Below are 19891 nucleotides of genomic sequence, written 5' to 3'. Positions count from 1 at the left end.
GCATAACTTTTTTTTATAGATAAAGTGAGGGCTAGGATACAGATTTCAGATTTTACTTTCCTTGGGCAGGCGCACTAAAGGCGGCAACCGCCGTATAATTGGAGAGGATTTCACAATTGAGGTCTGGATTTCAGCGTGCTCTGACCAACGGTCAATAATGGTATCCAGTTGATCCATTGAGTGAATATATAAACGACAAACAAAGCAATCGTCACCTGTTACCTTGTCGCACTCAACACATTCAGGTGTTGCCTGAATCATTTCTTCAGCTATATGTAAACTTCCAGGTAAGGGTTTGACACGCACAATGGCTTGCAAGTGATAGCCGAAGGCTTGTTGATCCAAATCTAGTGTATAACTGCGGATGATATTACGCTCTTCAAGGCGTCGTAGGCGTTCAGCGGTGCTGGGGGAGGAGAGACTTACTTGCTGTGAGAGATCTTTAAGAGATACCCGCGCATTTTTGGCTAAAATAGCTATCAATAGTTCATCAATCTTGTCCATGCCCACCAGCCTTTTTATTATTAGAAACAATAAGATTATTATAGATCTCATTTTAATATGTTAACGATATTTTCCTAATTAATATAATGACTTTGATGAATAAAGGTGGCTTTGTTAGTGTGAGTTGTATAGAGAAAAGTCTAAGCGAACTGTCATGTATGCCATGACAGTTTGTTCTGGAAGAAGGAGGTTCTGAGATTTCATGCCCTACCGGAGATTTGGTAGGGGAATGTTGGCGGCTAGAATTAATGTCCGATAGCCGAGGTGCTTGCTAACGACGCGGTTTGGTTGGGTTCATTGCTGCGCATAGATTTTTTTTGCAAATAGGCTAAATCATAGACATCGTAGAAGTCTATTTCACCTTTATTACTAATAATATGGTTAAAGCGAATCTTGAAGTCGTCACTGATATTTTTGCTATTTAATATTTCATCAATTGCTTGTGTTGATAACGCTCTGCTAAAGAACCACTCACCATTATAGCAAACACGTAAATCGAGAATGCCAATATCTTCAAACTTAAATACAGGTTTGATTTCCATCATGAGAACGGCGGACATCAAAACAAAGAAAATAGTAAAAGCAATCATATAACTCATGCCAAAATAGGGTGTTAAGTACATTAAAACTAAGACAAAAAAGTATGATATCAGCATGGCAAGGCAAAGGTAGGGGTGCTTGTAGACAAAATCGCTGTTAAATTTTAACCGGCCATCTCGTTTTTCTTTCTGATTTATTCTCGCGATGTCGTCGATTAATATTTTTTTAATTATGCCCATAATTATGACCTTGTGATTAATAACTCATAAAAGTTACCATGATGGTTTGTTATAGGTTAGCATGAAAAGTTAATTTCAAGGTATATCAGTTTGACGAATTAGTTAGCGAAACTGTTATAGTTGAGTGACAAGTAATATCGATATATTACTTTTTCATCAAGTGAAAACAATAACTTGTGTTTCAATTTCACCTGATGAATTTTCAGAGTTCGGGTAATTAGCGTTCTGAATAACCTCAAAATGTCAGGACAATTTTACCTATATGTGTACTGCTTTCCATCAATTTATGGGCTTTAGCTGCTTCCTCGAATGGGAACGTTTGGAATATTTGGGGTTTGATTTTTCCATCATTCAGCAATGGCCAAACTCGCTGTTCCAGTTCTGTGGCAATTAGCGCTTTTTCAGCCACAGTGCGCGAGCGCAATGTAGATCCCGTGTGCGTCAGACGTTTTAGTAGCATCAACATTAAATTTAGATCTTTAGCATTCCCATTCTGAGTACCAATTTGGACGATTCGGCCATTTATTGCTGCGGCTTCATAGTTACGTGCGACATAATCACCAGCAATTAAATCAACGATAACATCAGCCCCTTTTCCTGTGGTGGCTCGTTTAGTTTCAGCAACAAAGTCTGCCGTGTGATAGTTAATGGCAATGTCTGCTCCTAATGTCAAACAGGCCTGACGCTTTTGTTCTGAACCCACCGTGACAATGACCATTTTTGCGCCGAATGCTTTGCTCAGCATTATTGCTGTAGTCCCTATACCGGAGGATCCCCCGTGAATTAATACCGTCTCATCCGCCGCAAAGTGGCCGCGTTGGAATAGGTTGGTCCATACAGTAAAGAAGGTCTCCGGTAGTGCTGCAGCTTCGATTTCTGTTAAGCCGCGTGGGACTGGCAAAGCATTGGTTTCATGTATGACGCAATATTGAGCATAACCACCACCCGCGATTAACCCACACACTTTGTCTCCAATTTTAAATCTTGTGACATCAGTGGCCAACGCGACCACCACACCTGCAATTTCTAATCCCGGAATATCTGAGGCCCCCGGCGGTGGTGCATATTGACCACGGCGTTGCATTACATCAGGGCGGTTAACTCCGGCGGCTGAAACCTTAACTAATATTTCACCCGCGGCGGGCTGGGGGGTTGGGCGCTTAACGGGGGCTAAGACTTCAGGGCCACCAAAATGTGTAATTTCAATTGCGACCATGTTTGCCGGGAGATGAGTTAACAATGTCATAATATTCCTCTTGTCACATGAAGATAGCGAGTTAGATGCTATGCGATGACTGAGTGATTATCTTAGTCCTGTCACGCAAATAATTCATGGAGTGAATGTGCTTAACCTACGACAAGGTCACAAAGGGCCGAATGCAGCAAATGACAGCAAAAGACAAAAAAAACGCCCAACAGGGTGGGCGCATAAATTTGCACATGAGCTGTACACGTATGACTCATTGCATGGTGATAAGCGAGACTAAGAGATGTTTAGAACATATTGATACTAGGAGTCTTCTTCTTGGTTCGATATAGGGATAAATCTGAAACTGCCCGCTAGGGCAGTTGCAGAGTTTGCCTATCGCTTGCCATCAGATTTCATTTCTGTACTGCCAGCAGACCTGATAGTGATAAGTTTCATTTGTGAGTAAATTATCGGCATGCACACTGGGGCTCCATGAATCATCACCACCAACCCCCATATGGAAACCATCAATATTTAGCCAGGTTCCTGACTCCGGTTTAAGTAAATGCTGATGGCTGGTTTCCATTAGTTGCTGGGTACTGTAACGGCCGATACCAAAATGAAATTGTCCGGTTAATTGCCAATTTCCGTAATTCAATGCTGTAGTTTTACAGCGCAAACCATTTTCACTCGGGAAAATGTAGGGGGTGTGCATCTGTGCGAGAGATTGCGACCAATAACTATATTGTGCTGAAAGTTGACGATCAGGATAGTTTTCGTGTGGTCCTAGGCCTAACCAGCCAACATTCTCTGAAATATCTGATAATTGGCAACACATACCGACTCTTGCCGGAGAGGGGAGTGAAGTAGCAATTTGAACTCGGACATCAATGGTCATGCGCCCTTGTTGATCAAAATGGTATAGCCAAGAAGTCCGCAATAATTGTTCTTCGGCAAACTCATAAACATATTCAGCACTGACTTGTATCGCATGGGATAGCATATCTGCCTGCAATGATAAACATCGCTGTTCCATCTGATACATGCCTGCTTTTTTCCAACGTTCAACCCAGGCATTAGGGTCAATCCGAGTTGCTTCACTGATACCAATATCGTTATCTAGTGGCGCACGCACAAATTGATCACGCAGTGGGGTAAGTAATCTATTTTTTCCACCCGCCCACCATTGTTCTAGCAAGCCAGTTTGGCGGTTAAATAGCCAGCGCTGCTGCTGATAAACCACAGTAATATGGTGTACATCTTGGTGTAATTGGAGAGGATTGGGCGTAATAATGCTCCTCAAGGGGTTGTCGGTGGTGGATAATGAGTGTGGTAAACGCCATTGTTGCCAGGCACTGCGATGATATCTTGGTGACCAAGGCGTCTCTTTTATCTGCCTTATCTCAACATTCAACCATAAATCAGCCCTATTATTGATGGCTGGGAATGCCTCGGATAAGGTGTAATGCTGTGTACTTTCAGGCAACAGATCTAGTGGAAGGCTCCCTTCCTGCACTAACTCACCTGCTGACTCGATACGCCAGTACAGATGCTCATTGTCACTATTTCTGAACAGATATTCACTGGAAACAGTGATGGTCAGCGGTGCAGTGCTCACTAATGAAAATTGAAAAAACTGCTGTGCGCACTGCGCTTCATACAAACTTGGGTGAGGGCTTCTATCAGGAAAAACCAACCCATTCATACAAAATTGGCGGTCGTTGGGGCTATCTCCAAAGTCGCCACCATAGGCCCAATAAGGCTGACTATTTTCATCACTACGAGTAAGACTTTGATCGACCCAATCCCAAACAAACCCGCCCTGTAGCCGAGGGTATTGGCGAAATGCTTGCCAATAGCGGGCAAACCCGCCAAAACTGTTGCCCATGGCATGAGCATACTCACACAAAATCAACGGACGAGATTCATCCGGTAGACCAATCCATTTCTTTATCGCCCACTTAGGTACCGCAGGGAAGGGTTGATCCTCATCGACACGAGCATACATTGGGCAAATAATATCAGTTGCTTGGGTATTCGCTCCTCCTCCTTCATATTGCACTGGTCGTGTAGGGTCATTGGTTTTTATCCAGCGATAGAGGGCATCATGGGTAGCACCGTGGCCTGATTCGTTTCCCAATGACCAGATAATAATACAAGGGTGGTTGCGGTCACGCTGAACCATGCGCGTAACACGTTCACTGAAAGCAGAAAACCATTGTGGGTCATCAGCAAGCCGTCCCATAGGTTGCATGCCATGTGTCTCGATATTGGCTTCATCAACAACATATAAACCGTAGCGATCACACAGACGATACCACTGCGGATGATTAGGATAGTGGGAGCAACGTACGGCATTAAAGTTATGCTGTTTCATGAGAATAATATCTTGCAGCATGCTTTTTTCATCAATAGCTTGCCCCGTTATTGGGTGATGCTCATGACGATTTACTCCACGAATCAGTAATGCTTTGCCATTGATCTTGAGTAGACCTTTCTCAATGATTACTTGCCGGAAACCGACATCATAGGCTTCTGCTTCTACCAACTGGTGCTGGCTATCAAGCAGTAACACGACGGCTTGATATAGCGTAGGTTGTTCCGCACTCCATAATAGCGGGCGCTCTATCCGCATTCTCAGGAGGGTTCTATCCGTGTAATTCCCTCTTTCATCAATGGGTTGAGTTCCAAGAGGGTGTTGTAAAGTGGTGATTAACTCATCTGCTAGCCAAAGCTGCACTTGGATTTGATAGGCACCGGTCACTTGCGAATCATTGATATCAAGCGGGGAAATGTTCACCGCTGCCATCACATCTAGGTGGGCAGTAGTAAATTCTGGTGATAAATGCGTCGAGATATGAACATCTCGTAAATGAATATCTGGCTTATGCAGTAAGCTGACGTCACGGAAGATCCCACTCATGCGCCACATATCTTGATCTTCTAGATAGCTACCATCGCTCCAGCGCAACACGAGAACTGCAATCCGGTTATCGCCAGCTTGCAAGTAAGGTGTGAGATCGAACTCAGCAGGCAGGCGGCTGTCTTGGGAATACCCGACCCAGTGGCCATTGCACCATAGATAGAATGCAGAACTGACACCATCAAAAATAATGCGGGTTTGGCCCGACGAGACCCAATGGGGTTCTAAGGTAAAATTATAGGAATAACAGCCTGTTGGGTTGTCCTTTGGCACCCGTGGTGGGTCAACGGGGATAGGGTATTGCACATTAGTATAAATCGGCGTGTCATAGCCATGGAGTTGCCAATTGGAAGGCACAGGCATCGAGACGGCCTCAGGCAAATCTTGGTTGGCCCATGTGTCAGGTACCGATTCTGGGCGCGTAAAATAACTGAATAACCACTGCCCATTAAGTAATTGCTGTTGCGGTGAGGGGGCATCATTTTGAGCAGCATCGGCATCACGCCAACTGTGAAATGGAGGATGTGCTTCAAGGCGATTGTACTGTGTTACCTGCGGATTCTCCCAATCTCTGCGCAATAAAATCTGTGATAAGGCTGGTTTAATCTGTGGTTGAACTGCTTGCTGTGCTGTCATGATTTCAGCCTTATCGTTGGCGAAAATGGGCGTATTTTATCCGTGCGCTTAGTTAACTGGGTAAAATGTTATGCGCTCACAATTTTGTTGTTACAAGATGAATTCAACTGAAAATAAAGTAAATAGTAGTTGGCTAAATAGTCGAGGACGATCGCATTTATTCATTTTTGTACCAAATGCGCTGAAAAGGCGCAGTCGTCTGGCGTATTGTTAACTCAGTTGCTAATGACAGTGATTTAGAGGGCGGTTCAATGGTGTGGTGCAGCCGAACGACCAAGCGGGAAACACTCTCTTCCCCCAATAGTCTGAAATTTTGCCTGATAGTGGTCAGTGGCGGCTGAAAATAGGCGCTGTCTGCGGTGTCGTCATAGCCAATAATAGAAACGTCGTTTGGTACATTGATATTGTGTTCATGTAGAGCGCGTAGTACGCCGAGGGCCATTTGGTCGTTAGCCACTAAAATAGCGCTAAAAGCAGTATTGCTGGCAATCAGCTTCTGTGTAGCTTGATAGCCACTTTGTGCATTCCATTCGCCGTAATAGACCGCTTGTGGCGTTAGTGAGGCATTATTTAATGCCTGTAGCCAGCCTTGATAGCGCAACTGGGCCGAAATAGCGTCTTTGGGGCCTGATATCAGCACTATTTTCTGGTGGCCTAATGCTATAAGGTGCTCGGCACCTTGAGCTGCGCCTACATTGGCATCAAATAAAACACTAAACGCGGCAGATTGTGGGTCTACATCAAGAAAAAGTACTGGAGTATCAGCACATTGTTCGGTGATTTTCTGGCTGCGTTTTGGCTTCAATGGCACATTAACTAGGATTCCATCCACTCGTTGAGCCAGCAGCTCGTTCATGGCTTGCTGACAGGCATGTTCACTATGGTCATCTACCATGGCAATGACGATGTTATACCCCAGTTCACGCGCTTTTCTTTTTATTGCGGCCGCTATTTGCGACGGGGCATGCAAAGCAAGGTCAGTGGTAGCCAACCCGAGAGTCAGGCTATGTTTACCCGCTAACTGCTGGGCTAGCCGGTTAGGGACATAGTTTAGTTCCGCCATTGCCACTTCAACTTTATTACGGGTTTTAAGTGAGACATGAGGCGCTTGGTTTAAAACTCGCGATACCGTTTGATAGGAAACACCAGCCTGGCGAGCAACATCATCTAAAGTAGCAGACTTGGGTTTCATGTATTTCTCTCAAGGATAGGCGATGGTTTATCATAGCAAACTCAAGGGATAAACTTTCAGCGCCACACGGCAAATAGAATTAAAGCAGGATATTGAAGACTTTTTACTCTTCTAGATTCTGATAATAAGGGCGTGTTGGGGGATATTCACAATATTTTTAGTGATTGTTCTGCATAAACCTGAGCGGCAAGAGTATAATAAATGGCTTTTTTGGTCTTATTTTAGTCATGCGAACGAGAATATTCAGTTTGCCCACTAAAAAGAGTTGCTATTAAAAGCCGGTCATGAGTTAATGCGTCTCGGCCTGTGGTACAGACCTATTTATGCACGACATCTTGAGTAAAGTGGTTCATATTTAAAGCGTTATCGTTGATAGCTCTTCACTGACGAATTTCCTTCATAGTGCCTCCATAAGTAACGACTGATAACCGGCTATAACACGCCCATGGTGGCAAAATTTTTTAATAAAGGAAATACACATGTCTAACATGATGAAAGGTCAAGTAAAGTGGTTCAACGAGTCTAAAGGCTTCGGTTTCATCACTCCAGCTGATGGCAGCAAAGACGTGTTCGTTCACTTCTCTGCAATCCAAGATCAAGGCTTCAAGACCCTGGCTGAAGGCCAGAATGTACAGTTCTCTATCGAGAACGGTGCTAAAGGTCCGTCTGCAGCAAACGTAACTGCAATCTAATTGGCCTTTGGCTGATTATAAAAAAACCCGCTAAGGCGGGTTTTTTTCTTTCTGGTGTGAGGTAAATTGAGCTTACTCACTCTGGTTTGGCTCCCCGTTAAGGGTTTTCCCTCTATCTGCTTAGTACCTCCACTCCCTGTTCTTTCCTGAAATATATTCATCAAAAGTATACGTTTGATTGTGCGTAAACCTTATCATTCTCACCTAATTCTGTACTACACTAGCAGCATTGATTTAATTGAAGGTAACATCATGAAAGTAAATGATCGGGTGACAGTAAAAACCGATGGTGGCCCACGGCGTGAAGGGGTTGTTTTAGAGGTAGAACAGTTTAGCGAAGGAGTCATGTACTTGGTTTCATTAGAAGATTATCCAGCCGGTGTCTGGTTCTTTAATGAAATTGATAGCAATGATGGCACTTTTGTCGAGCCGCTTAACAAATAGCATTTTATTTGCTGGCGTTTATTGTGTGGCAATAAAAGACCGGAGGAGGGTGAGAACCTTGCCTCCGGTCTTGTTATCAGCCTTACAATTATAGCTTGGCTGAATTATTTCTATTTATTAATCAGAACGTTTCCCAGTTTAGCGAGTCATCAGACGGTTTTTTATTTCCGCCATTTTTATTCTGACCTGTTGGGGTGGGCGCGGGCGTTTTAAGGGTTGGGGCTGGGCTACGTCCTCGTAAATGGAATACCGCAACTGCTTGGGTCAGTATTTCGGCCTGTTGCTCTAAAGAGGCCGCCGCCGCTGAGGCTTCCTGAACTAAAGAAGCATTCTGTTGTGTGACGTTGTCCATTTCGGATACCGCTTGCGCAACCTGACTGATGCCACGGCTTTGCTCATCGGAAGCTGATGCAATCTCACCCATAATATCCGTCACATGTGTAACAGCTGTGACTATCTCATTCATGGCTTTACCGGCATCAGAGACCAGAATTGAGCCATCACCAATAAGGTCAACTGAGGCCTCTATCAGCGACTCAATCTCTTTGGCCGCATCAGCACTGCGTTGTGCCAGATTACGAACTTCACTGGCGACGACGGCAAATCCACGGCCCTGCTCACCGGCACGAGCGGCTTCCACTGCAGCATTCAATGCTAATATATTAGTTTGGAAAGCAATGCTATTAATTACATTTGTAATTTCAGCAATTTTCATTGAGCTAAGGGATATTTTATCCATAGTGCTGACAACATCATCTACGATATCACCACCTTGGGCCGCCTTGCCTGATGCATTAGCAGCCAATTGGCTGGCGTGGTGGGCATTTTCAGCATTTTGCTTAACAGTTGCAGTCAGTTGTTCCATGCTGGCTGCGGTTTGTTCAAGTGAAGCGGCTTGTTGTTCGGTTCGTGCAGAAAGGTCTGTATTACCCAGTGCAATTTCGCTGGAGCCCTGATAGATAGATTCGGCGCTGCTTCGCACTGCTTCTACAGTAGAGGATAATGAATCCTGCATTTGCTGAATATTATTCCCTAGCACACCAATCTCATTGCGGCCGAATGAGAGCGGGTTTTGTGTTAAATCCCCTTGGGCAATACGTTGAATACGCTCCACTAGCCAATTAATTGGCTTGATAATGACTTTGCTTATCACTAAAAAAGCGATTAATGTCAGCAAAACAGCCAGAATAAAGGCTCCTCCCATCAACATGTAGCCGAGGCGTGCTTCTTGCTGGGCAGATTGATTAATTTGGTTAGCGCGTTCTGTACGATATTTAACCGCTTTTAGTAGCGGTTCATTATAAGCATCATCTAACGGATTGAGTTTTTCGGCTTCTAAGGAGATAACTTCTTCGAAATGCCCCTCTTTGGTCGCCTCTAACATGAGTTTCATCCCATCATCGCGATACTGTTCATAAGCTTTTTTCAGTGGGCCGTCTAAGGCAGTGTCAGTTTCGGACTTAATCGGGCGGTTATAGTAGAGGTCAAACATTTGTTGCGACTGAGAAATAAGATCCTCTGCATTTTTCAGCCCTTGCTGGTAGCCTGCGGCATCACCAATACGCGCTGATGATGCCGCTTGAATCAAAATAAGGCGTGCAGTACGTAAATGGTTCGAGCTGTTAGACAGGCCAAGACGGATATCCAGTTCTTGCGTCGCTTCTTCCAGCGATTGGTTACTTTGTTTTAAGAAATAGCCTGAGGTGCCAATTGCTGCTGCAAATAAAAGCAGTATTCCTGCCAAGATGGCAATAAACAAAGTGACCAGGCGCACATTATTAACAAATAATACTTTCGTATCTTTATTATGCTCTGGCGTTATTTTCATCTCTAATGGCTTATGCGTACTTCCACGTTTCATCGTTAGTTCCGTTTCTATAGTCGCTCGAGGAAAGGCCCTTGCCTGATATACCCATATACTTGAAGTTGTTGTGTGGTGAGCTACCGGACGGCCACTTCAATAATTGGGTGTAGGCATCGCTACTTAAAATTAATCCACCTCTATATCTAAAGTCATCTCAACAGTCCTTTAAGAACCTATCGGCAATGGCCCTAAAATAGTTAGCACTATTAATGAGATCACGATCTCAGTTTGGATTAAAGATTCACTACATTTCTGTAATAACGTCAAGGACTTGATATTCCCAGCTCGCGACCGATTAGCGAGGAAGCCGGCGGAGCTATTGAAGTCACTGTGCAGTTTCTTGTCCTGAGGCAGCAAGCCGTCAATAGCATAGAGTGATTGGTGAGGATATGGGGCGGCAGATAATCTGCACTGATGACTTATATATTGATCACGGCCTGCTGTATTTCCATGAAAAAATCCAGTGGCAACCCCGCGTTTGCTGTGTAGCAACAAGCTGAATACTTTGCTGGATAGGCCTTATTTTTAGCAATATGATATCCACCGATAAATAATAAATTATTAGCGACCTTTATTAATACTATTCCATATTATTTAATTGATTCTAATTGGTTTAAGTTTTGTTTAGAAATATAACCTTTACATAGTTATCATCGGCAACTATACTCTTGGAAAATTTCGGTGGAGAAACTAATGGATACGCAAAGTAGTAGTCAAATAAGCAAGGCAAGCTAACTCATCTCCCAACCGATTTGTTGCTTGCCGAAACATGGCGGGCAGCACCCTCTCTATATTTCCTGAGCTGTGCATACCCAAAAAAATCCTTTTATTTAAAGTTGTAGCAGTGTGGGCGATGCTTATTTACCCAAATTACTGGCTATATCTCGAACTAAATAGGATATGATATTCTCACTCGATGAAAGAATCATCGAGGATATTAATTCGGGTTTTTATTATGGTATTTAACAACCACGCTCTATTTCCTCCAGGCACGAACACTGGTTACTGCTGATTTCCATTGAGGTATATCAGCACAATTACCTGTGTGCTAAATAGCACATGATTATTCTACCAATGATTAATTCATGGAGAGAATCATGGCATTAACTCCTTTTGTCATAAATTTATTACTGGCGATGTGTTTGGGCGCGTTAATTGGTGCCGAAAGACAATGGCGTCAACGTATGGCCGGTTTACGGACCAATGCATTAGTTGCAACGGGGGCGGCCGTTTTTATTCTTAGCTCTTATGCAACATCTCCTGATAGTCCGGGTCGTATTGCTGCTCAAGTTGTTTCAGGAATTGGTTTCTTGGGTGCTGGCGTTATCATGCGCGAAGGCATGAATATTAGAGGCTTAAATACGGCCGCGACCTTGTGGTGCTCTGCGGGTATTGGCGTGCTTTGTGGTCTGGGATTATATTGGAATGCTGTTGTAGCAACCGCCGTTATTCTGTGCGCCAATATATTGCTCCGCGAGGCAGCACAACGTATTAATATGCAACCTCAACAACAAGCCGTTGATTTAGAAGTGCGTTACCGCATTCAAGTCACTTGTGGTGCAGAAGATGAGGTGCTAGTTCGTACGCTAATTTTACAAGCACTTAATGGTGTAGCATTACGGTTGCAATCATTATGCAGTGCCGATATTGCAAAGCCCGGCCAGTTGGAAGTCTGTGCTGAAATAATGGCAACACCAGCGGCACAAAAAGAAATTGAAGGTATTGTTTGCCGTGTCAGTTTGGAGCGAAGTGTCAGTGCTATTCATTGGCGTATTGCATCTGAATTACCAGTATAACTTAGGCAGTTAATATAATTTTAAAATTAGCAATAATAAATAATACTGACCCATGCGGTAGTAAGGAGTTGTTATGGACGATCACCCCAGAGTTAACGTAATGAGTCGCTGCTGATTAAATATAAATACAAAATTGGCAGCGCAATAATAGTTCTGCACATTATCTCTCAATCACTGAGCGGATAAACCTTGTGCGTTTAGAATTAAAAGAGAAGCGTTATGACCAAATTTCAAAAGACAGGTACAGGCCGTAGCAATAATAATAAGAAACCTTTTACTATTGCATTAGAGGCTAAAAATAGCTTGGATCAAACATTATCCAAGCTGAATGCTAACTTGAACGGGCTAACTGAAGAAGATGCCCAAGAGCGCCTGGAATTATACGGCATCAATGAAGTTGCACATGAGAAAGCACCGCCGGCACTGATTCAATTATTGGCTGCATTCAATAATCCTTTTATTTTTGTTTTAATGATCTTGGCGGCAATCAGCTTTGTGACTGATTATTGGCTGCCATTGCAACATGGCGAAGAAACTGATCTTGTTGGCGTTAGTATTATTGTCACAATGGTCTTGATCAGTGGGTTATTGCGTTTTTGGCAGGAATATCGCACCAATAAAGCTGCCGAAGCGCTGAAATCGATGGTTCGCACCACAGCGACAGTGCTGCGCCGCAGTAGTCACAGTGCTCAGCCTGCCAAACAGGAAATTGCAATTAAGCAATTGGTGCCGGGCGATATTATTTTATTATCCGCTGGAGATATGATTCCGGCTGATTTGCGACTGATCAAATCCAGAGATTTGTTTATCAGCCAGGCAATTCTGACCGGAGAGGCCATACCCATTGAGAAATATGATGCAATGGGGGCGATTACATCAAAATCTGTGGATGCTGATGCCAGCAGTGAGAGCAAACTACTTGAATTATCTAATATTTGCCTAATGGGAACCAACGTTGCCAGCGGAACCGCCATGGCGGTTGTTGTCGCCACGGGGGGAAATACTTATTTCGGGTCTCTTGCTAAGTCGATTGTGGGTAACCGCGCCCAAACTGCGTTTGATCGGGGGGTTAACAGTGTTAGCTGGTTATTGATCCGCTTTATGTTGGTGATGGTACCGATTGTATTGCTGATTAATGGTTTCACTAAAGGGGACTGGAGTGAGGCGGCGCTATTTGCCTTAGCGGTGGCGGTTGGCTTGACGCCAGAGATGCTGCCGATGATTGTCAGCTCCAACCTGGCTAAAGGCGCAATTGCTATGTCACGCCGAAAAGTTGTCGTCAAGCGATTGAATGCCATACAAAATTTTGGCGCAATGGATGTGCTATGTACTGATAAAACCGGGACATTAACACAAGACCGCATCATTCTTGAGCATCATTTAGATGCGCGCGGCAGTCATGACGGCAAAGTATTACAGTTGGCGTGGCTGAATAGTTTCCATCAAAGTGGCATGCGCAACTTGATGGATCAGGCTGTTATCAAATTCAGCCGTGGCAAGCCCGAAATTGATGCTTTGCGCAGTTTTAATAAGGTTGACGAATTACCGTTTGATTTTATTCGTCGTCGTTTATCTATTGTGGTGAAAGATGAGCAGCAACAGCAGAAACTGATCTGCAAAGGTGCCGTGGAAGAGATGCTAAGTATTTGCACCCATGTGCGCGAAGGCGATGACATTTATCTGTTGGATGAAACGCGCCGAGCCTCATTATTGGCACTCGCCACGCAATACAATGAAGATGGTTTTCGCGTGCTGCTGCTGGCCACCCGCGAGTTGGGCACTAAAGTTAGCGAATTGCCTTTAAATATTGACGATGAGCGCGAATTAGTTGTTCAGGGGTTACTGACCTTCCTGGATCCGCCGAAAGAAAGTGCCGAGGCGGCGATTACGGCATTGCGCGAGAATGGTGTGGCAGTAAAAGTATTAACCGGCGATAACCCGATTATTACGGCTAAAATTTGTCGTGATGTTGGGCTGGATCCGGGAGAACCACTGAGTGGCCTGGATATCGAGAAGATGGATGATGAAATGCTGGCGCGCGAGGTGGAATTGCGCACGGTGTTCACCAAACTGACTCCGTTGCAAAAATCACGTGTTCTGAAAATGTTGCAAAGCAACGGCCATACCGTCGGTTTTCTTGGGGATGGTATTAATGATGCGCCGGCGTTGCGCGATGCTGATGTGGGGATTTCCGTTGATACCGGTACTGATATAGCCAAAGAGTCAGCTGATATCATTTTACTTGAGAAGAATTTGATGGTGTTGGAAGAGGGCGTGATTAAAGGGCGAGAAACTTTCGGCAACATCATCAAGTATCTGAATATGACGGCCAGTTCAAATTTCGGTAATGTCTTCTCCGTCTTGGTGGCCAGTGCATTTATTCCATTCTTACCGATGCTTGCCATTCACTTACTGTTGCAAAACCTGATGTATGATATTTCCCAGCTCTCTCTGCCGTGGGATAAAATGGATAAAGAGTTTTTACGCAAACCCCGTAAGTGGGATGCTAAAAATATTGGCCGTTTTATGCTGTGGATTGGGCCGACGTCGTCAATCTTTGATATTACAACCTTTGCCTTGATGTGGTTTGTATTTGCGGCCAACAGTGTCGAGCATCAGGCGCTGTTCCAATCAGGCTGGTTTATTGAGGGGTTATTGTCACAGACTCTGGTTGTTCACATGCTACGCACGCAAAAAATTCCGTTTATTCAAAGTACTGCCGCGCTACCGGTGCTATTAACCACTGGGGTGATTATGGCGATAGGTATTTATATTCCATTCTCTCCATTAGGGGCATTGGTCGGCTTGCAGCCGTTGCCATGGCAATATTTCCCATGGTTAGCTGGCACTTTAATCAGCTACTGTGTTGTTGCCCAACTGATGAAGCAGTTTTATATCCGCCGCTTCGGTAAATGGTTCTAACATGAAGATATCCGGGGCCATAATTGGCCCCGGAATGATGATTAAAATCTCATGCTAGCCAAAGTTCTTTCCCGCCAATAGCCCAATAAATTGGGTGGTGTATTTTCAAGCCCTGCAGCTAAATCCTCGCAAAACTTGATTTTCCTTGGTTGTACCAAGTGATGTTTTGCTGGAGGAAATCATCAAAATATTGGCCATGTTCGTACGAAATAATAAGCCCGTACATCTGAATTCGTTGCCGCAAAATAATGCTTTGTCACCGCGGCAAACAATCTGGGTCATTGTTAGTGCAGTCTGGTAATAGTGCGAAAAAGCGCGGGTTCGGGTCAGCGCCATTAGATGAAAGTAGGGGCTTTCAAAGCGGGACGATTAGCACATCTACAGTACTGGTATTAATCAGGCGGGCCGCTGAGCAGGAGAATTTATTCATTAGCCTTGTGCTGTGGTTGCCGCATATTACCAAGTCAATATGATGCTGCTGACAAAAATAGCCCATGCTGTCGGCGAACTCACCATGAATAACAGCTCGGTTCTCAATAGGATAATCAGCATTGATTGCCAGTTGGTCCATAAATAACAGCACCTCTTCTTCTAAAACAGAACGCAAATCACCCAGCATCGGGGCGGCATAGCTACTATACATTTCAGGTTCTGTTGTCAGTGTAATCAATGAAACTCTGCCGTCATAAGGCCGAACGATAGAAACGGCTTTATCCACCAATTGTTGGCTCTCCGGTGAAAGGGCCACTGCAACCAAGACATTCCTGTATCCCATTATTGAGCTCCCATAAGCGTGGCTATAGTGTAAAGGTTAGGGGATCGCATCTTTAAGAAATGAGATGTTAATCACATTTGATTGTAGCCAAGAAAAAAACCAACCACAGCAGATAGTTAAATAAAGGTGATTAAATAAAATGATATGTGAAACTTATGCTTCAAACATTATTAATTAATTTTAATTACATTTCACTTACAATTCCCTTGCAAATACGCGTATATGAACCAAAGTTGAGAATGCACATGATAAAAATCCCGGTGGGGAGTTAGAGTGAAACATGCAGTTACCTCTATTGTCTTTTTTAATACGCATTGCCGATCTTTTTGTCGAAAAAATGCAAATAGGTTAATAAATAAACAATGAAAAGCACTTTTTTTCATCGCATAAGTATTCGTTAAAACAAAATAGTTTTGGGCGGTTATATGTAGGATTACCGAGTTATAAAGGGTTACTTTAGCCCTTAATGCTGATAATTTGCTGTTATGACAGATTTATATTCTGCTATTTTGCTTTAGTAATGCTTTTGTTCGAATTGATCTAAAAACACTAAGAATTGGGCCTATATCCTTAGTTTTTTAGCTATTTTCTGACTTCTGGCTATTTTTTGAACGCCAGAGAGGTTAAAAAACGCACAAAAAAATGTGCAATAGATGAATTTATATTTTATTTTTGTGACGCATATCACATTACATTTAAAATGAATCACTAGTCACATTGTATGTGCTAACGATTCGGGAGTAGAGTTGGCCCTCACTAGGAATAATCCCAATATTTTGTAAGAAAAGTTTCATGTCGAAGATGCAATATCAGAGCAGCGTAAAATCAAGCTGACAATCAGAAGACATGTTATTTCATACCAAAACGGTATTTTTGTAATGTAGCACCAGTAGGTTTCAATTACTTTTAGCTCTATGGGTTCTAATTAACTGTATAACGGGAAGGATCCCAGGTCTTGGGTGAAAAATACTATCATCCAACTTATGTTTTAAAACATAATCAGTCGGGATGTGTAAAATGAGTACGTCTGAATTACTCAAACATATTTATGATATTAATTTGTCATACTTGCTTTTAGCGCAACGGTTAATTAACGATGAGAAACCCTCAGCGATGTTTCGTCTGGGTATTACAGATAACATGGCCGATGCATTATCGCAGTTAACATTACCGCAGATGGTTAAATTAGCTGAGACTAACCAATTGGTCTGTCATTTCCGTTTCAGTGATCACAATACAATTCATCATCTGACGAAAGAATCTCGTGTGGATGACTTGCAGCAAATCCACACCGGAATTTTATTGTCGAGTCACTTACTCCACGAGCTATCGTTAAAAGACGGTAGTGCGTCTAAGAAAAGAGCATGACCGATGGTTGAGAAAAGTATTGTTCAGGAAGCCAAAGATATTCATTTGGCCATGGAGTTGATAACTTTAGGTGCGCGTTTGCAGATGTTAGAAAGCGAAACGCAACTCAGCCGAGGGCGTTTAATCAAGCTTTATAAGGAGCTGAGAGGCAGTCCTCCGCCTAAAGGCATGTTACCGTTTTCGACCGATTGGTTTATGACTTGGGAACAAAACATTCACTCATCGATGTTTTATAACGCTTATAGTTTCTTGCTAAAAAGCGGGCAATGCACCGGTGTTGAGGCCGTTATTAAGGCTTATCGTCTTTATCTCGAACAGTGCCCGGATCAGTCTGGAATACCGCCATTACTGGCGTTAACCCGTGCCTGGACTTTGGTTCGCTTCGTCGACAGTGGTATGTTGCAGCTCTCTGGTTGTAACTGTTGCGGTGGGACTTTTATCACCCATGCTCACCAACCACGAAACAGCTTTGTTTGCAGTCTTTGCCAGCCACCTTCCCGCGCAGTAAAAAAACGTAAACTTTCTCCGCAATCTGCCGATATAACTTCACAACTGCTGGATGAGCAGGTTAGACGCGCAGTTTGAGTTTCTTTGAGTTGCTAGCATTTTGGGTTACAGCAGCGGTATGGATACCGCTCCTGTAACTCGTTAGTGGCAATTCTCGGCTCTCAAAGGGTGCTAACGCCTCACCTTCCACCCACACACTTTGCTAAGGATATCGCGTGTTAGTTATTTTGGGTTATATCGTGGTCTTAGGTGCGGTTTTTGGCGGCTACATCATTGTCGGTGGTCACCTAGGCGCATTATATCAACCAGCCGAATTTTTAATTATCGGCGGAGCTGGTATTGGCGCGTTTATTGTGGGTAACAATGGTAAAGCGATAAAAGCCACGATGAAAGCGCTGCCAAAGCTGATGCGGCGCTCTAAATATAACAAAGTTCTCTATATGGACTTAATGGCGCTGTTGTACCGTTTATTAGCAAAATCCCGCCAACAGGGAATGCTTTCATTAGAGCGGGATATAGAAAGTCCCTTAGAAAGTGAAATTTTTTCTAATTATCCGCGGATTTTGGCCGATAAGATATTAGTGGAATTTATTACCGACTATTTGCGGTTAATTGTCAGTGGGAATATGAACGCTTTTGAAATCGAAGCGTTGATGGATGAAGAAATAGAAACTCACGAGCAAGAATGTGAAATTCCCGCCGGTAGTCTGGCGATGGTCGGCGATTCGTTACCGGCATTTGGTATTGTTGCCGCAGTTATGGGGGTCGTGCATGCCCTGGCATCAGCAGACCGGCCCGCGGCAGAACTTGGGGCATTAATTGCCCATGCGATGGTAGGGACATTCCTGGGGATTTTATTGGCGTATGGATTTATCTCGCCGTTAGCGACGTTATTACGTCAACAGAGTGCAGAAACGACCAAAATGATGCAGTGCATCAAGGTGACTCTGCTTTCTAGTCTCAACGGATATGCACCGCAAATTGCCGTGGAATTTGGTCGTAAAACGCTCTACACCACGGAACGTCCTTCGTTCATTGAGCTGGAAGAGCATGTGCGCAGAGTGAAAGCGCCGGCACCGCAAGCGACAGAAGAGGACGCATGAAGCATCAGAACCACCCCGTTATTCTGGTCAAAAAGCGCAAGGCCAAACATGGCCAAGCCCACCATGGCGGGTCATGGAAAATTGCTTATGCTGACTTTATGACCGCAATGATGGCCTTCTTTTTGGTGATGTGGTTGCTGTCGGTTTCCAGCCCGCAAGAGCTAACACAAATTGCAGAATATTTTCGCACCCCCTTGAAAGTCGCGCTGACCCATGGTGAGAAAAGTAGTGATAGCACCAGCCCTATTCCGGGGGGCGGTGATGACCCGACCCAACAAGTGGGGGAGGTGCGCAAGCACATTGATTCTGAAGAGAGCCGAAAAGAAGAGTATCGACTCAATAAGTTACGGGAAAAACTCGATCAATTAATTGAATCCGATCCGAGGCTCAGAGCGCTACGGCCACATCTGTTGATTAACATGATGGATGAAGGGCTGAGAATTCAAATTATTGATAGTCAAAATCGGCCGATGTTCAAGATGGGCAGTGCTCAGGTCGAGCCGTATATGCGCGATATTTTACGTGCTATCGCGCCGATTCTGAATGACATCCCCAATAAACTAAGCCTGTCTGGACACACCGATGATTTACCGTATGCATCGGGTGAGCGAGGTTACAGTAACTGGGAACTATCAGCTGATAGGGCCAATGCTTCACGGCGTGAATTACTGGCCGGTGGTTTAGATGAAGGCAAGATATTACGTGTGGTGGGTATGGCCTCGACAATGCGATTAAAAGAGCAAGCCTCCGATGATCCGGTTAACCGTCGTATCAGCATTTTGGTGCTGAATAAGCAGACTCAACACGATATTGAGCACGAGAATTTAGATAATAAAGCGCTCGATATAGAAAAAGCCGAGAGCTTAAAACAGATTGATGCCACTGGGACAACGCCTGCGATGGCCGCTCCAGCAGCGGCGACAACGGGGGCGATTCACCCCGCAGTGACCGCGGGTGCGGCTAAGCCAGCGGCGCAACCTGTGACTACCGGTTCAGCGACGGCAACAATACCGGTGACACCCGTGACTGAGCCGGTGAAAGTGGCAGAACCGCCAGCAACAGCACCACAAACACAACCATTGAGCACGGGGAACATAACTCCGGCAGCCAACCGGCCAACGACATCGTTGCCAGCGGCACCGGCCAGTGATGTCCCGGTCTCTCCGACAAGCCGCGACGCACAGTAGAGGTGACACC

The 19891-nt window shown here is 44.3% G+C and carries 15 protein-coding genes; 8 read left to right on the top strand and 7 right to left on the bottom strand.

The window, feature by feature from the left end; genetic code table 11:
• Positions 1-45: 45 nt before the first annotated feature.
• The 5 genes from D5F51_RS10925 to D5F51_RS10905 all read right to left on the bottom strand — a co-directional run bounded on the left by D5F51_RS10925 (position 46) and on the right by D5F51_RS10905 (position 7223).
• Positions 46-504: an Lrp/AsnC family transcriptional regulator gene (locus tag D5F51_RS10925; RefSeq protein WP_025377880.1), complete on the bottom strand. Its 459-nt coding sequence runs from the start codon at positions 502-504 to the stop codon at positions 46-48.
• 245 nt (positions 505-749) lie between these two features.
• Positions 750-1283 (bottom strand): YlaC family protein, encoded by a 534-nt coding sequence (locus D5F51_RS10920; protein ID WP_087769559.1) that lies wholly within the window; start codon positions 1281-1283, stop codon positions 750-752.
• Between the two features lie 235 nt (positions 1284-1518).
• Positions 1519-2529, bottom strand: a complete 1011-nt coding sequence (locus D5F51_RS10915) for an NAD(P)H-quinone oxidoreductase (RefSeq protein ID WP_129196699.1) — start codon at positions 2527-2529, stop codon at positions 1519-1521.
• 349 nt (positions 2530-2878) lie between these two features.
• Complete coding sequence (locus tag D5F51_RS10910; protein WP_129196697.1) at positions 2879-6031, bottom strand: beta-galactosidase; 3153 nt, start codon at positions 6029-6031, stop codon at positions 2879-2881.
• 157 nt (positions 6032-6188) lie between these two features.
• Positions 6189-7223, bottom strand: a complete 1035-nt coding sequence (locus tag D5F51_RS10905) for a LacI family DNA-binding transcriptional regulator (protein WP_129196696.1) — start codon at positions 7221-7223, stop codon at positions 6189-6191.
• Positions 7224-7702: 479 nt separating this feature from the next.
• On the opposite strand from D5F51_RS10905, the gene cspE reads away from it, so the two are divergent.
• Positions 7703-7915: a transcription antiterminator/RNA stability regulator CspE gene (gene cspE, locus D5F51_RS10900; RefSeq protein ID WP_002210893.1), complete on the top strand. Its 213-nt coding sequence runs from the start codon at positions 7703-7705 to the stop codon at positions 7913-7915.
• Positions 7916-8167: 252 nt separating this feature from the next.
• Complete coding sequence (dsrB, locus tag D5F51_RS10895) at positions 8168-8359, top strand: protein DsrB (protein ID WP_186368179.1); 192 nt, start codon at positions 8168-8170, stop codon at positions 8357-8359.
• A 121-nt stretch (positions 8360-8480) separates the two neighbouring features.
• Here the strand turns inward: dsrB and D5F51_RS10890 are convergent, their stop codons facing one another.
• A complete protein-coding gene (locus D5F51_RS10890; RefSeq protein ID WP_129196691.1) occupies positions 8481-10220 on the bottom strand; it encodes a methyl-accepting chemotaxis protein in 1740 nt (579 codons plus the stop codon).
• Between the two features lie 1100 nt (positions 10221-11320).
• Between D5F51_RS10890 and D5F51_RS10885 the strand changes: the two genes are divergently transcribed.
• Complete coding sequence (locus D5F51_RS10885; RefSeq protein ID WP_025377885.1) at positions 11321-12019, top strand: MgtC family protein; 699 nt, start codon at positions 11321-11323, stop codon at positions 12017-12019.
• 219 nt (positions 12020-12238) lie between these two features.
• Positions 12239-14941, top strand: a complete 2703-nt coding sequence (mgtA, locus tag D5F51_RS10880) for a magnesium-translocating P-type ATPase (RefSeq protein ID WP_025377886.1) — start codon at positions 12239-12241, stop codon at positions 14939-14941.
• Between the two features lie 355 nt (positions 14942-15296).
• Here mgtA and uspC read toward each other — a convergent pair whose 3' ends face one another.
• A complete protein-coding gene (gene uspC, locus D5F51_RS10875) occupies positions 15297-15716 on the bottom strand; it encodes a universal stress protein UspC (protein ID WP_025377887.1) in 420 nt (139 codons plus the stop codon).
• Between the two features lie 1017 nt (positions 15717-16733).
• Here uspC and flhD point away from each other — a divergent pair.
• The 4 genes from flhD to motB all read left to right on the top strand — a co-directional run bounded on the left by flhD (position 16734) and on the right by motB (position 19881).
• Positions 16734-17084, top strand: coding sequence for a flagellar transcriptional regulator FlhD (flhD, locus tag D5F51_RS10870; protein ID WP_162301721.1), 351 nt, complete (start codon positions 16734-16736; stop codon positions 17082-17084).
• Between the two features lie 3 nt (positions 17085-17087).
• Positions 17088-17669 carry a flagellar transcriptional regulator FlhC gene (gene flhC / locus D5F51_RS10865; protein ID WP_005164496.1) on the top strand — a complete coding sequence of 194 codons (582 nt, stop codon included), beginning with the start codon at positions 17088-17090 and terminating at the stop codon, positions 17667-17669.
• 137 nt (positions 17670-17806) lie between these two features.
• Entirely contained in the window at positions 17807-18694 is an 888-nt protein-coding gene (motA, locus tag D5F51_RS10860; RefSeq protein WP_025377889.1) for a flagellar motor stator protein MotA, read from the top strand.
• Entirely contained in the window at positions 18691-19881 is a 1191-nt protein-coding gene (gene motB, locus D5F51_RS10855) for a flagellar motor protein MotB (protein ID WP_087769213.1), read from the top strand. Before motA ends, motB begins: the two co-directional genes overlap by 4 nt.
• Positions 19882-19891 lie beyond the last annotated feature (10 nt).

It is taken from the genome of Yersinia hibernica (assembly GCF_004124235.1).
Classification (GTDB): domain Bacteria; phylum Pseudomonadota; class Gammaproteobacteria; order Enterobacterales; family Enterobacteriaceae; genus Yersinia; species Yersinia hibernica.
Note: the sequence above shows the minus strand (reverse complement) of the source record. Positions and strands in the feature narration are given on the sequence as shown.